The 14,157-nt window shown below is 68.3% G+C and carries 8 protein-coding genes; 5 read left to right on the top strand and 3 right to left on the bottom strand.

Annotated features, from left to right (window positions below; all coding sequences use genetic code 11):
• Positions 1 to 54: 54 nt before the first annotated feature.
• The 4 genes from pks13 to NJ1_RS19725 all read left to right on the top strand — a co-directional run bounded on the left by pks13 (position 55) and on the right by NJ1_RS19725 (position 8,432).
• Positions 55 to 5,226 (top strand): polyketide synthase Pks13, encoded by a 5,172-nt coding sequence (pks13, locus tag NJ1_RS19740; RefSeq protein WP_084478523.1) that lies wholly within the window; start codon positions 55 to 57, stop codon positions 5,224 to 5,226.
• A gap of 55 nt (positions 5,227 to 5,281) precedes the next feature.
• The gene (locus NJ1_RS19735; protein ID WP_067696395.1) at positions 5,282 to 6,826 is read left to right on the top strand and encodes an acyl-CoA carboxylase subunit beta; all 1,545 of its coding nucleotides are present in this window, start codon (positions 5,282 to 5,284) and stop codon (positions 6,824 to 6,826) included.
• Positions 6,827 to 6,974: 148 nt separating this feature from the next.
• A complete protein-coding gene (locus tag NJ1_RS19730; protein WP_067696391.1) occupies positions 6,975 to 7,556 on the top strand; it encodes a Uma2 family endonuclease in 582 nt (193 codons plus the stop codon).
• A 270-nt stretch (positions 7,557 to 7,826) separates the two neighbouring features.
• Positions 7,827 to 8,432 carry a hypothetical protein gene (locus tag NJ1_RS19725; RefSeq protein WP_157574095.1) on the top strand — a complete coding sequence of 202 codons (606 nt, stop codon included), beginning with the start codon at positions 7,827 to 7,829 and terminating at the stop codon, positions 8,430 to 8,432.
• 182 nt (positions 8,433 to 8,614) lie between these two features.
• On the opposite strand, the gene aztD is transcribed toward NJ1_RS19725, so the two are convergent.
• The 3 genes from aztD to aztB all read right to left on the bottom strand — a co-directional run bounded on the left by aztD (position 8,615) and on the right by aztB (position 13,402).
• Positions 8,615 to 9,838, bottom strand: a complete 1,224-nt coding sequence (gene aztD, locus NJ1_RS19720; RefSeq protein ID WP_067696385.1) for a zinc metallochaperone AztD — start codon at positions 9,836 to 9,838, stop codon at positions 8,615 to 8,617.
• A 169-nt stretch (positions 9,839 to 10,007) separates the two neighbouring features.
• On the bottom strand, positions 10,008 to 10,883 hold the full coding sequence (gene aztC, locus NJ1_RS19715; RefSeq protein ID WP_245717471.1) for a zinc ABC transporter substrate-binding protein AztC: 876 nt from the start codon (positions 10,881 to 10,883) through the stop codon (positions 10,008 to 10,010).
• A gap of 215 nt (positions 10,884 to 11,098) precedes the next feature.
• The gene (gene aztB, locus NJ1_RS19710) at positions 11,099 to 13,402 is read right to left on the bottom strand and encodes a zinc ABC transporter permease AztB (RefSeq protein WP_067696382.1); all 2,304 of its coding nucleotides are present in this window, start codon (positions 13,400 to 13,402) and stop codon (positions 11,099 to 11,101) included.
• Between the two features lie 51 nt (positions 13,403 to 13,453).
• On the opposite strand from aztB, the gene aztA reads away from it, so the two are divergent.
• The gene (gene aztA, locus NJ1_RS19705; protein ID WP_067696379.1) at positions 13,454 to 14,152 is read left to right on the top strand and encodes a zinc ABC transporter ATP-binding protein AztA; all 699 of its coding nucleotides are present in this window, start codon (positions 13,454 to 13,456) and stop codon (positions 14,150 to 14,152) included.
• The last annotated feature ends 5 nt before the right edge of the window (positions 14,153 to 14,157 follow it).

Below are 14,157 nucleotides of genomic sequence, written 5' to 3'. Positions count from 1 at the left end.
TCACTGCCGATTCACTGCCGCGCACCGTACGCAGACAGGTAGCTTGAGGAACTGATGGCTGAGAACGAGGGCATGACCCCCACCCAGACGACCGATACTGCTCCGACGGTGTCCGACAGCGACACCGCGCCGAAGGCCGCCGCCGCGGACATATCGGTGGGCGAGCTTCGGGAGTGGCTGCGCCGCTGGGTCGCCGACGCGACCGGGCAGCCGATCGACAACATCACTGTCGATCGACCGATGGAGGAGTTCGGCCTGGCCTCGCGCGATGCCCTCGCGCTCGGTGGCGATATCGAGGAGTTCACCGGGGTCGTGCTCAACGCGACCATCGTCTATCAGCATCCGACCATCGCGTCGCTGGCCGAGCGAATCGTCAACGGAGAGCCCGACGTTCCCGCCGAGGCCTCCGACGATTCGTTCTACACCGCCGGTTATCAGCCCGGCGCGGCGCACGACATCGCGATCGTCGGATTGTCCACCCGGTTGCCGGGCGCGGGGGACACCCCGGAATCGACCTGGGACTTCCTGATCAACCGCGGTAACGCGATTCGAGACCTACCCGAGGGTCGCTGGTCCGAATTCCTCGGTGATCCGCAGATGCGCGCGGCCATCGAGAACGCCAACACCAAGGGCGGCTACCTGGATCAGGAAGTCGTCAAGAGCTTCGACGCCGAGTTCTTCGCCATGTCGCCCGTCGAGGTGGAGCGGGTCGATCCGCAGCAGCGCCTCATGATGGAGCTGACCTGGGAAGCGTTGGAGCACGCCAGGATTCCGGCGAACACCCTCAAGGGTGAGCCGGTCGGCGTGTTCGTCGGCAGCTCCACCAACGACTTCATGCTGATCGCGGCCGCCAGCCTCGGCGCGCCGAAGGATCCGAACACGCCGCTGTCCGCCGAGGCCTACGCCCTGATGGGTGCGTCCACGGCGATCATTCCCAACCGCGTGTCCTACTTCTACGACTTCCGCGGTCCGTCGGTCGCGATCGACACCGCGTGCTCGTCCACCCTGGTCGCGGTGCACGAGGCGGTGCGCTCGCTGCGCCTGGGCGATTCCGACGTGGCCCTCGCGGGCGGCGTGAACATGGTGCTGGCACCGGTGGCGAGCCTCGGCTTCGACATCAACGGCGCGATCGCCAAGGACGGCAACCTCAAGGCGTTCTCCTCGGACGCGGACGGTTTCGTCCGCTCGGAGGGCGCGGGCATGGTCGTGCTCAAGCGCCTGGCCGACGCCGAGCAGGACGGCGACACCATCTACGCCGTCATCAAAGGCAGTGCGGTCAACAACGACGGCCGCTCCAACGGCCTGCTGGCGCCGAACCCGGACGCCCAGGCCGATGTGCTGCGCCGCGCCTACCGCGATGCCGGAATCGCCCCCTCCACAGTCGATTACGTCGAGGCGCACGGCACCGGAACACTGCTGGGCGACCCCATCGAGGCGGACGCGCTCGGTCGCGTCATCGGCCGCGGCCGTGATGCGGACAAGCCGGCGCTGCTGGGTTCGGCCAAGTCCAACTTCGGTCACCTGGAGTCGGGCGCGGGCGCGGCCAGTCTCGCCAAGGTCATCATGGGCCTGCAGCACAACGTGATTCCGCCGAGCATCAACTTCGCGGGCCCCAACCCGTACATCCCGTGGGATCAGGCGAACCTGAAGGTCGTCGCCGAGCCCACCGAATTCCCGCGCTACAGCGGCACGGCCACCATCGGTGTCTCGGGCTTCGGTTTCGGTGGCACCAACGCGCACGTGGTGATCCAGGAGTACGTGCGCGCCGCCGCCGCCGAGCCGGTGGTGCCGGAGCCGGTCGAGGAGGCGAGCGCCGATCTCGACCTCGTGGCCACCGATCCGGTGACCGAAGCCGAGCGAATCGTCGAATCCGCCGCACCGGAACCGGAGTGGAGCAACCGCGAAGAGCCGCTGCCGCTGATCATCCCGGTCTCGGCGTACCTGCCCTCGCGCCGCAAGCGCGCCGCCAAGGATCTGGCCGACTGGCTGGAATCGGAAGCGGGACAGGCGACTCCGCTCGAGGACGTGGCTCGTTCGCTGGCCAAGCGCAACCACGGCCGTTCGCGCGGCGTGGTCGTGGCCACGACGCGCGAGGAGGCGATCGCCGGTCTGCGCGCCATCGAGGCGGGCAAGCCGGGAGCGGGCGTGTTCACCGCCGATGCCCCGTCCGCGCGCGGCGCGCTGTGGGTGATGGCCGGTTTCGGTGCGCAGCACCGCAAGATGGGCAAGCAGCTCTACACCGAGAACTCGATCTTCCGTAAGGCCGTCGACCAGGTCGACGAGCTGGTCGTGGACGAGGCCGGGTACTCGATCGTCGAGATGATCCTGGACGACTCGCAGGACTACGACATCGGCACCGGCCAGGTCGGCACCTTCACCATCCAGGTCGGTCTGGCCTCGGTGCTGCGGGCGCACGGCGCGGAAGCCGAAGGCATCGTCGGACATTCCCAGGGTGAGGTCGCGGGCGCGTACATCTCGGGCGGTCTGCCGCTCGAGGACGCGGTGCGGGTCATCTGCGCGCGCTCGCGGCTGATGGCCGAGGGCGAGGCCATGCTGACCGACGATCAGGTCCGCAATATGGCGCTGCTCGAGTACAGCACCGAGGACATCGAGCGGCTGCGCGTCGAGTTCCCCGACATCGAGGTCGCGATCTACGCCGCGCCCACCAACACGGTGATCGGCGGTGTGCCGGACCAGGTTCAGGCGATCGTGGCGCGTGCGGAGGCCGAGGGCAAGTTCGCCCGCGTGCTGCCCACCCGCGGCGCCGGGCACACCTCGCAGATGGACATGCTGCTGGGCGAACTGGCCGCCGAACTGGCGGGCATCGAACCGACCAAGCTCAAGCGCGATCTGTACTCGACCGTCCACAAGGACACCGTCTACCGCGCTGGCCACGACCCGGTGCACGACGTGGACTACTGGTGCACGAACATGCGCGGGTCGGTCTACTTCACCAATGCCATTCGTCAGGCCGTGGACGCGGGCATCACCACCTATCTGGAGCTCGCGCCGCATTCGGTCGCGCTCATGCAGGTCATGGGCACCACCTACGCCATGGGTGTGCACAACGCCGCGCTGATCCCCACGCTCAAGCGCAAGGAGGACGAGGCCGGCGGCATCGTCTCCGCGCTGGCGCAGCTGTACGTGCACGGCCACAAGGTGGACCTGGCCTCGATGCTGCCCGCGGGCGGCTACGCCGACGTGCCGCGCACCGCGTTCCTGCGCAAGGAATACTGGCCCCGCACAGCGGGATTCGGTGGCTCGGGCAGTGGCCGGATCCCCGGCTCGCACGTGGCGCTGCCGGACGGCCGTCACGTGTGGGAGATCCAGGCCGGTGCCGTCACCGATCTCGGTGCCCTGGTGAATGCCGCTGCGGCGCAGGTGCTCTCGGATGTCAGCCTGGGCGCCTTCGTCGCGCACGCGGCGATTCCGACGCTCGGCACGCTGACCACCACCCTCACCCCGCATCCCGGCGGCGCGTCGGTGCAGGTGCACGCCAGGGACGGCGGTGAGTTCCGCCCGGTCTTCGACGCCGTCGTCACCTCCGGTGCACCGCTGCCGGAATCGGCTGTGCCGCAGTCGGTCTCGGCCGCTCCCGCGGTGAATCCGTCCGCGCAGGTTCAGCTCGCCGAGTCCACCGGTGATCGCTGGGATCCGAACGGCACGCAGACCATCGAGGCGCGGCTGGCGATCATCGCCGCCGAATCCATGGGCTACGCCGTCGAGGATCTGCCGATGGAGATCCCGCTCATGGAGCTGGGTCTGGACTCGCTGATGGCCATGCGCATCAAGAACCGCGTCGAGTACGAGTTCGACATCCCGCAGCTGCAGATCGCCGCCGTGCGTGACGCCAGCCTGTCGGAGGTCGGCAAGGTGCTGCGCTACGCCATCGAGCATCGCGATCAGCTGAACGACATCGCGGCCCGCCAGGCCGCCGGTGAGGACATCTCGGTCGGCGAGGATCTGGTCTCGGCGGCCCGTGCCGCCATCGCCGCGGGCGAGGATCCGCTGACGGCGCTGCCGTCGGCGGTGGCGGGCAAGCGGGAAGCCACCGAGATCGTGCCGGAGGTCGCCGTCGCCGACGGGAGTTCCGCCGCCGATTTCGACGGCGCTCCGCCGGTGGCCGAGACCGACAAGGACAACGTCCCGCCGCGCAACGCCCCCGAGCGTCTGGTCTTCGCGACCTGGGCGCTGGTGACCGGCAAGTCGGCCGGCGGCATCTTCAACACCCTGCCCGCCGTCGACGACGCCACCTTCGACAAACTCCTCGCGCGGCTGTCCGAGCGAGCCAAGGCGCAGATCGATCCCGCCGAGATCAAGGCGTGCACCACGATCGAGAAGATCGCCGACGTGGTCGCCACGTACCAGGAGCACGGCGACGACGTCGAGGGCTTCGTCCGCACGCTGCGCGCGAAACAAGCCGGTTCGACCGCTACACCGGTCTTCGTGTTCCACCCCTCGGGCGGCAACACCCTGGTCTACGAGCCGCTGCTGAAGCGGATCCCGGCCGAAACGCCCATGTTCGGTTTCGAGCGGGTCGACGGTTCCATCGAAGAGCGTGCGCGTCAGTACATTCCGGAGATCCGCAAGCGTCAGCCCGAGGGGCCGTACGTGTTCTACGGATGGTCGCTGGGTGCGGTGTTCGCGCTGACTGTCGCGCAGCTCATGCGCGCCGAGGGTGCGGACGTGCGTGAGGTCGGGCTGATCGATCTCGCGATTCCGAGTGAGCCCGAGCGCAATACGCCCGAGGAGCGACTGGAGCGGATCAAGCGCTTCCAGAGGTTCGCACAGAAGACCTACGGCTTCAACGGTGAGCTCGACGAGGAGCAGCTGGAAGAGCTTGCCGCAGCGTCGGACTCGGAGCAGATGGAAATCATCATCGAGCTCGTGAAGTTCGCCGGGGTCGACATTCCCGGTGGCGTGCTCGAACACCAGCGCACCTCGTGGATCGAAGGCCGTGCGCTGCAAGCCGTGACACCCTCGCGGTACGACGGTCACGTGGTTCTCTACCTCGCGGATCGCTACCACGATGGAATCATCGAGCTGGAACCGCGTTTCGGTGAGCGCCTGCCGAACGGTGGCTGGAGCGAGCACATCGCGGATCTGGAGATCATCCACATCCCGGGTGATCACCTCCAGATCATCGACGAGCCGCGAATCTCGACCATCGGCGCCGATCTGTCCGAGAAGCTCGTGGAGATCGACACGCGCACGCGCACGAAATAGCCCCACCGCGAAAAAGGTTCTGCGAAAGTAGGTTTTCTGCCGAAGGGAGCCCCCGTTGAGCACTACCGCCGAGAAACTCGCCGATCTGCGACTCAAGCTGGATGTCGCCAAAGAGCCGGCGGGAGAAGCGGGAGTCGCCAAGCGGGCCCGAAAGGGCATCCCTTCGGCACGAGACCGGATCAAAATGCTGCTCGATCCGGGCACCTTCGTGGAAATCGGTGCGCTGGTGCGCAATCCGGGCGACCCCAAGGCGCTCTACGGCGACGGCGTCGTCACCGGTCACGGACTGGTGGAGGGGCGCCCGGTGGCGGTCTTCTCCCATGATCAGACCGTGTACGGCGGTTCGGTCGGAGAGATGTTCGGCCGCAAGGTCGCCGGGATCATGGAATTCGCGGCCAGGGTCGGCTGCCCGGTGGTCGGCATCAACGATTCCGGCGGCGCGCGCGTGCAGGAGGCGGTGACGTCGCTGGCCTGGTACGCCGAGCTGGGCCGTCGCCAGGAGCCGCTTTCCGGTCTGGTGCCGCAGATTTCGATGATCCTGGGCAGTTGTGCGGGCGGCGCGGTCTACGCGCCGATCAATACCGATGTGGTGGTGGCGACCGAGGCCGCCTACATGTTCGTCACCGGCCCCAAGGTGATTCGCGAGGTCACCGGCGAGGACGTCAGCCTCGAGGAACTCGGCGGCGCGCGCAGCCAGGCCGAGTACGGCAATATCCACCACGTCGCGAAAGACGAAGCGGCGGCGTTCGACTGGGTCCGCGAATACCTCGGCTATCTGCCCTCCAGCTGCCAGGAGCTCGCGCCGATCGTGAATCCGGGTCTGGAGCCGGAGATCACCGATTCGGATCTGGAGCTGCGCGGCATCGTCCCCGACGCCGACAATGCGGCGTACGACATGCACGAGATCCTGCTGCGCATCTTCGATGACGGCGCCTTCCACGAATTCGGTGAATCCGCGGGCAAGAACGTCATCTGCGGCTTCACCCGGGTGGACGGCCGCACGGTCGGCGTGGTCGCCAATCAGCCGATGGTCTACGCCGGAGCCCTCGACGCGCGCGCCTCGGACAAGGCCGCGCACTTCGTGCGCCTCTGCGACGCCTTCGAGATTCCGCTGGTCTTCGTGGTCGACACCCCCGGCTTCCTGCCGGGCGTGGAGCAGGAGAAGATCGGCGTCATCAAGCGCGGCGGCCGCTTCATCTTCTCCTTCGTCGAGGCCACCGTTCCCAAGGTCACCGTCGTGATCCGCAAGTCCTACGGCGGCGGCTACGCCGTCATGGGCTCCAAACAGCTCGGCGCCGACGTCAACCTGGCCTGGCCCACCGCTCGGATCGCCGTCATGGGCGCGGAATCCGCGGTCACCCTCATCGGCGGCAAGTCCATCGAGGCCGCCCCCGAGGACCAGCGCGCCGCCATGCGCCAGCAGATGATCGACTTCTACAACGCCACCATCGCCACCCCCTGGGTGGCGGCCGAACGCGGCTACATCGACTCGGTGATCGATCCCGCCACCACCCGCCTCGAAATTCGCCGAGCCCTCCACCTTCTCCGCGACAAGCGCCTCCCCCGAAACCCCCGCAAACACCACCTCCTCCCGCTCTGATCGGCTCGGACGTGTTGCCCCTCGGAGGAGACGAGCCCACCGGCCCCGGCGGCGGATGCGACAATGGTGCTCGAACGCACGACCCAACCCGCGTGCCACGCCCACAATTCGGGCCACTGTGCGCGTGGCGAGTACCTGGAGGCGGACGATGACGGCCGAGGCTGTGCCAACCCCGCACGGGCGTCCGATCAGCGTGGCAGAATTCGACGCTCTGCCAGTGGACACCAGCCATCGTTACGAGATCGAGAATGGACTCTTGCTCGTGAACGCTCGCCCCGCGCCGCCTCACAGTCGTGCCATCATCCGTCTGATCGGTCAACTCAATGAGCAACTGCCGCCGGAATGGGAGGCGTTCGCGGAGTTGGAGGTCGAACTAGTCGGCCGATCGCCACGTCGTGTCCCCGATGTCGTGGTGGTTCCGGTCGACGTCGATGAACAGGTCCGGGTGCGCAGCGAGCAGATCGTGCTCGCGGTCGAGGTCGCTTCCACCGAGAATTCCGCGGTTCGCGATTACTCGATCAAGGCCGGCGAGTACGCCGCGAACGGCATCGCCCACTACTGGGTGATCGACATCCTGGAGGGGGAACCGGTCGGCCTCACCGTCTACACCCTGGACGAGACAGGCCAGTACCGCATCTCCCAGCGGGTAACCGGGGTAGCGAAGGTGGACATGCCTTTTGCGCTGACGATCGATCTCGATTCGCTGACGTCGCGGCGGGGTGGGCGGTAGGGTCTCGCGGCAGGTGTTCTCGCCGTACAACTTTCGCTGTAGCAGCGTAGTCGCGGGCAATTAGGGCATTTGCCCGATACCGGGCCGAACTTTTTCTCTTTACCGTTATCGCGGGATTCGTCATGCCTCGGCGTGCCGTCGCCGTCGGGTCCGACGCCCCTGGAAACAGGGGCGGTGGAATTGAGGGCGGGGCGAAAGCGTAATGGGCGCAGGCGCTTCACGGACATTCCGGACGAGTGTGGGTCGGGGATCAGTAGGAGGACGGGTCGGATGAGGGTTGTGCGCAAGGGTTTACGCGGGCGTGCGGGGCTGGGTTGTGCGGTTCTGGTGGCGGCGGCAGGATTGGGGCTCGCGGGGTGCTCCGATCCTGGTGATTCCTCACCGACCGTGGTCAAGGGCTCGGGAACCGTCACCGTGACGACCAGCCCGAAGGGTAGCGCCACCGGTACGACCGCTGCGCCGCAGGCGAATCCGGGTGGCGCGGGCGGTGGCCAGGGTGCACCGGGCAATTCCGGCGGAGTTCCGGCCGCGCGACCGGGCGGAGGCGGGCAGGCTACTGTCGCCGAGATCGGCGGCGAGGGGCCGCCGCCGGAACATCTGGGCGTGGATCACTACGTGAAGTGCACCGACAAGATCAACTATGCCGGTGATCCACGCTCCAACGCGGAGATCAATCTCCTGGGCGAACAGAACGGCGGCGACTGCCCCGCCCCGGTCTCGGCCACCACGTCCCCGGCCACCAGCGCGGCGACCACCAGTACGGCGGCCACGACCACGGTTGCCCCGACCACCACGGAAGCTCCGAAGACCACCCCGCCGGCAACCACCGAGGCCCCGGTCACCACGGTCGCCACCAGCGAGAAGCCCGCCGCCTGAGACGAATCGTTCGGGGTGCGCGCAGGGGTGCGCCCCCCGGATTCGAGATCGCGTGCGGGATCGGCCTTCTCGATCGAGGAGCCGATCCGAGGAAGCCGATCGAGGGCTCAGGCCGGCGGCGAACCGGGGCCGGACTCGTTGCCGTGGACTGCCCCGGGGAACAAGGCCGCGGCGACGCGCGGTCAGTGGGCGCTGGTACCGGACAGTTCGTTGGGCGTCGCGGAGAGCGTCGCGGTGGCGGTGATTTCGCCGGTGGTCAGGTCGATGCGGCGAATGGTCTTGGTCGCGGGGTCGGAGACGTAGGTGTCGTCACCACGGACGAACAGGTTCGGGCGGGGGGACTGCCACTTCAGGGGTTCCTCCCAGGCGGGCAGGACCGGGATGGTGCGGGTGACGGTGCCGGATTCGGGGTCCAGGACGTGGATTCGACCGTCGGTGCCCAGGATCAGCGCCTCGCCCTTCGGGCCTCGGGCGAAGGAGCGGAAGGTGTAGCTGGTGCCGAGATCCACCAGGCGAAGAGTGTCGGTCCGGGTGTCGATGAGGGAAACCTGGTGGGGGCGTTCGAGTTCGGCGTCCGGGTCCTGCTTGTAGTCGCCCAGCACGACGGGTGAGGTGTCGGTGCCGGACTGATTGCCGATGCGGCCGTACGGGGTGGGGCTCGCGACCTTGGTGATCTTGCCGTCGCGGTAGACGAGAACTCCGTTCTGGCAACCGATCACGACGGCTTCGCCCTGGGCGGTCGCTTCGCCGTGCACGCCGGGGCAGTCTTCGCTGCGGGCGATCTCTGTGCGGTTCTTGTCCAGAACCACCATGCCGGTGCGCTTCTCCTCGGTGCCGAGGGTGAGGACCAGGTTCCCGTTGGCGAGTTCGATGGCGACCCCGTGGTGCGGAGCGGCGGCCCGGTAGGTGTCGACCTTCGGCGTGCCGCCTTCGAGCTGGCTCGGGTCGAAGATGCGGACCTCGCCGGTGCCGTCGGTGAACAACACGGTGTGATTCGCATGGCGCACAACGTGTCCGGGCTTCGGGCCGGGGAATTCGATATCGGTGAGTTCGGCGTGCACCGCGTCCAGGATGCGGAAGCCGTCGGCGGTGGAGACCACGACGTGGTGGTCGTCGCCCGCCGGGTTGACCCGGTTGTAGCCGTCGAGTTTCACCTCGCTCGCCACCTGGAGGGTGTTGCCGTCCAGGAGGTAGACACCGCCGTCGTAGGTGACCGCGAGCGGATCGGTGATCGGTGCACGGTCGGAGTGGGACTCGGACTTGTCGTCCGCTCCGCACGCACCGAGGGCGAAGACGGTGGCGGTGAGGCCGGACAGCGCGACGGCCTTGCGGGTGCGCGAGGCGGGCCTGCGCGGGGCCGCGGGCCGAGCGTGCCGTTCGGAGGACTGTGCTGTGCGTAACCGCATGGGTGACTCCATCTTTCGTGAGATCTGGGGACGACTACCTGGGGATGACTGTGGAAGACCGCGCAGCGACGATTCGGGAAGCCCGAGGCGTCCATGGCTGCTCAGTGGCGATGCGGGTGCCGATATCGGGGGGAGGGATGCGCACGGGATCGTTCGCGCCGGGGCCGATTCACGCGGTGAGCCCGGTGACGATGGCGTCGGTGTTGGCGCGCATCATGGCGAGATAGGTGGGCGCTCCGCCGCCGGGCTCGGTCAGCGACTCGGAGTACAGCGGGATCACGCGGACCCGCAGGCCCGCGTGTTCGGCCAGCACCTGGGCCAGACGATCGGAACGGGAGGAGTCGGCGAAGATCGCGCGGACTCCGGCGGCGCGCACGGTGTCCGCCAGCCCGGCCAGATCCGACGCGCTGGGGGAGGCCAGCGTGGTGCCACCGGGGATCACCGCCCCGATCACCTCGAACCCGAAACGCTCTGCCAGATAGCCGAACACGTGATGGTTGGTGACCAGCTTGCGCTGCTCGGGTGCGAGGGCGGCGAACCGCTCGCGCATCCATCCGGTGAGGGTGTCGAGTTCGGTGAGGTAGCGATCGGCATTGCCCCGCACCGCCGTCGCGTCGATCCCGGACACCTGCTCGATCACCCGGTCGCGGATCACCTCGACCGCCCGCCGCACCCGCACCGGATCAGTCCAGAAGTGCGGATCGGGAGAATCGTTGTCGCGGTATCGAATCGGATCGACCGCGGACCCGACCGCCAGGGTCGCCACCCCCTGCTGCTCGGCGCTCTCCACATTGCTCCGCACGCCGGTCTCGAGGCCGAGCCCGTTGTGCACGATGAGCGCCGCCGCCTCCAGCTGGGCGGCCTGCCGCGCCGACAACGCGAACTGATGCGGATCGGCGTTCGGGGCCATCAGCACGCTGACCCGCGCCGCGTCACCCACGATACTGCGCGTGATATCGCCGAGAATGTTTGTGGTGACGATGATTTCGCGCTCGCGACCTTCGCCGGTGGAACAACTCGCTATCGCCGCGAGCAGCGCAGCCACGAGCCACACTCGGATCGAGATCGCGACGAGCCGAGGGCCGAGCAACCCGTTCGGAGTCCCCGGACCTCGGTCCTCATCGTGCGCCCCGGTAGAAGCGCTCCCACGGCGGTCGCTGCCGCGCACGCGGGTCGAACCGACCGCGACCTGCTTTCCGCCGAGTGGTTCGACCCGCGTGCGCACCCGCGGTGAGTGGCTGCCCGTCGCGCGCGAAACCTTCACAGCCCGGTCTCCACGAGGTACGACGGTGTGATGTCGAGGGGAAAGGTCCGAGCGAGTCGGAGGTCGTCGCGGTAGTCGATCTCGTAGATCGCCCGCCCGGCCTCGTCAGTGATATACGCCCGGTTCGAGTCCACCGTGATCACCGGTGCGACGCCCGCGGCAGGCAGTGCGGTGATCGGCCGTGCCCGAGCGATTTCCGATCCGGACGCGATGTCGAATGCGCGCAGCGTCCCGTCTGCGGTGAGCGTCAACAGCGGAGCCGTGTCCCCGGCGGAGTTCGCCGCCACGACCGGCCCGGCGGCGACGAACGTCCAGGCCTTGCGCGCCACGTCGAGCACCCACACCCCGCGCTCACCGGACTTTGCCACGAGCGTCGAACTCCCGGGTCGATGGGTGAACTCAGTCGCCCGATCGCTCTCCGAAACCGGCTGTGGATAAGCGATTTTCGACGCCGTGAAGGCGCCGTCGGCCTGCTTCACCACCACGGCCCCATCGGCACAACCGAATACGGCCCCGCGCCGCGTCACCGCCTGCCCGCTGGGCGCGGGACAACTCTCGCTCAACTCGCTGATCAGCGACCCGTCCCGTGCGCGAATCTCCATTCGCCCACTTCCGGGCAACGTTACGACTAGCCGCTCCCCGTATGGCACCGCCATCCCCTCGACAGTCCCCAGCGCGACGATCTCGCCCGCCCCGAGTGCCGTTCGATCGAGCAGTACGGTTTTCGCCACCGACCCGACAGCCGCCACCGCGGCATCGCTGTGCACCATCGTGACCAGGGCGCGCGCCGAGCCGCTTTCGCCGGTGGCCGAAGGACTCCGCCCGGACTCCGAATTGCCACCGGACTCCGAACCGCCGAGCGCCGGTACCGATTCGCGGTGTGACGGGGGCGAACTGTCCGGCGGCGCGCCCGAGCCGCCGGGGGACCGGGCCGAGCGATCGGGTGACGGTGCCGAACCTCCGGGCACCGCCGCGATCCGGGCCGGTTCGATTCGACCGACCTCACGCGCGCCGGCTCGGTAGTAGTGCACGTGGTCGCCGTGATCCACGATCCACGATCCGCCGTCGATGACCCGGACCGTCCCGCCGCTGACCGAGTACGCGAACCGTCCGTCTCCCAGCAGACGCTCCACTCGCCGCGCATCGTTCTGCCGAGCGTCCGCCGATCCGGCCTCGGCGACCTGCCCGTTCGTCAGATCGACGATCCGGATCGCTCCACTCTCGCGGTCCGCCACCACCAGCCGTGGCTGTTCCTCGGCGGTCTCCTCGGCCCCGGCGATGTACCCGTGCGGTCGTTCGTCCGCGCTCTCCGCGCCGCGATCCGCACCGCACCCGGCCACAGGCAGCGCCATCGTCGCGATGGCGGTCAGCACGAAGGTTCTCCCACGCTGCCCGCCGCGCGGTACTCGGGCAGAGCCGAGCGGCAGCGCGTGAACCACCGGACCCGGAGGCGTCCCGCCACCACCGCCGGTTCGCCGGGCGCGCAGCCGATCTCGGACCTGCGCCGCCACTGCCGACACGAAGAACGACGCGACGGCGACTCCGGCGATGGTGGCTCCCGCCGCTGTTCCGGCATGCCAGGAGATGGTCAGCCCGGCAACGGTCGCGAGCCCGCCCGACAGCGCGGCCAGCAGCATGATCACCGGAATTCGGTTGCTCCAGTAGGTGGCTGCCGCCGGTGGTGCGATGAGCAGACCGAAGACCAGCAGGGTGCCGACGACATGGAACGAGGAGACGATCGCCAGGGTGACGAGGGTGAGCAGGGCCGCGTGGGCGACTCGGGGGCGGAGTCCGAGGGTCGCGGCCTTGCGCGGATCGAAGGTCAGGGCCACGAAGGCCCGGTGACCGAGGATCGTGATCGTTGCGGCGATGCCCAGTGCCGCAACGAGATACGCGATGTCCGGGTCGCGGATGGCCAGCACATCCCCGAACAGGAACGAGGTCACCTCCACCGCGAAGGATTGGGATCTCGACACGATGATCACACCCGCCGAGAGCATTCCGGCGAAAAGCAGTCCGATCGCGATATCGGGGGTGAAGCGCGGGTTTCTCCCGAGCACGCTCACCCCTGCCGCCATGGCGGCCGCGCTCACCGCCGCGCCGAGCAGCAGATTTCCGCCGAGCAGCGACGCCACCGCGACACCCGGCAACATCCCGTGCGCCATGGCGTCACCGAGAAATGCCATGCCGCGCACAACGATCCACGTGCCGGCCAGTGCGCACACGCAGGACACGAGCAGTCCACCCCACAGTGCGCGCTGTACGAACGACACCTCGAACGGGGTGATCAGCCAATCCATGAGGCGTGACGGTATAGTGAAAATGATTTTCACTTCAAGTAAGGTGATGTAGTGCACAATCCAGACGCCCCGGCGATCCGAATCGACGCGCTGTCCGCCGGCTACCCCGGAAGGACTGTGCTACAAGGAGTCTCGGCCGAGATCCCGAGCGGCCGGATCACCGCCGTCGTCGGGCCCAACGGATCGGGCAAATCGACGCTGCTGAGCGTGCTCGCGGGCGTGCTCGCACCCGTGTCGGGCACGATCGAGCGGGCGAGCCGATGCCGCCCGGCCCTGGTCGTGCAGCACAGCGCGGTCCCGCTCACCCTGCCGATCACCGTTCGCCAGACGGTGGCGATGGGCCGGTGGTCACAGCGCGGTCCCTGGCGGCGGCTGACCCGGCACGACCGCCTGGTCGTGCGGATCTGCCTGGACCGGTTGGGCATCGCCGAGCTCGCGGACCGGCGTCTGGGCGCGCTCTCGGGCGGCCAGCGCCAACGCGCCCTGCTGGCTCAGGCCCTGGCCCAGGAGTCTGATCTCCTGCTGCTGGACGAGCCCGCCTCCGGTCTCGACGCCGACGCTCGGCGGGACATCTCCGAGCTGCTCGTTGAGCTCGCCGACACCGGGGTCACCGTCGTGCAGGCGACCCATGACGACGCCGAAGCATCCCGCGCTCACCACCGCCTTCTGCTGCACGACGGCCACGTCAGAGCGGGTCGGCGCGACACCCCCGATTACGTCGAATCGATCGGTCGTCCGGTCCCGATGTGAGAGCC

Origin of the sequence: Nocardia jejuensis NBRC 103114, from assembly GCF_001613145.1 — a bacterium.
In the GTDB taxonomy this organism is placed as follows: Bacteria; Actinomycetota; Actinomycetes; order Mycobacteriales; family Mycobacteriaceae; genus Nocardia; species Nocardia jejuensis.
This window is presented reverse-complemented; position numbering and strand designations above follow the sequence as displayed.

Coding starts and splice junctions, on each gene's coding strand:
- pks13 (WP_084478523.1), top strand. CDS start 55: ATGGCTGAGAACGAGGGCATGACCCCCACCCAGACGACCGATACTGCT.
- NJ1_RS19730 (WP_067696391.1), top strand. CDS start 6,975: ATGACGGCCGAGGCTGTGCCAACCCCGCACGGGCGTCCGATCAGCGTG.
- NJ1_RS19725 (WP_157574095.1), top strand. CDS start 7,827: ATGAGGGTTGTGCGCAAGGGTTTACGCGGGCGTGCGGGGCTGGGTTGT.
- aztD (WP_067696385.1), bottom strand. CDS start 9,838: ATGCGGTTACGCACAGCACAGTCCTCCGAACGGCACGCTCGGCCCGCG.
- aztB (WP_067696382.1), bottom strand. CDS start 13,402: ATGGATTGGCTGATCACCCCGTTCGAGGTGTCGTTCGTACAGCGCGCA.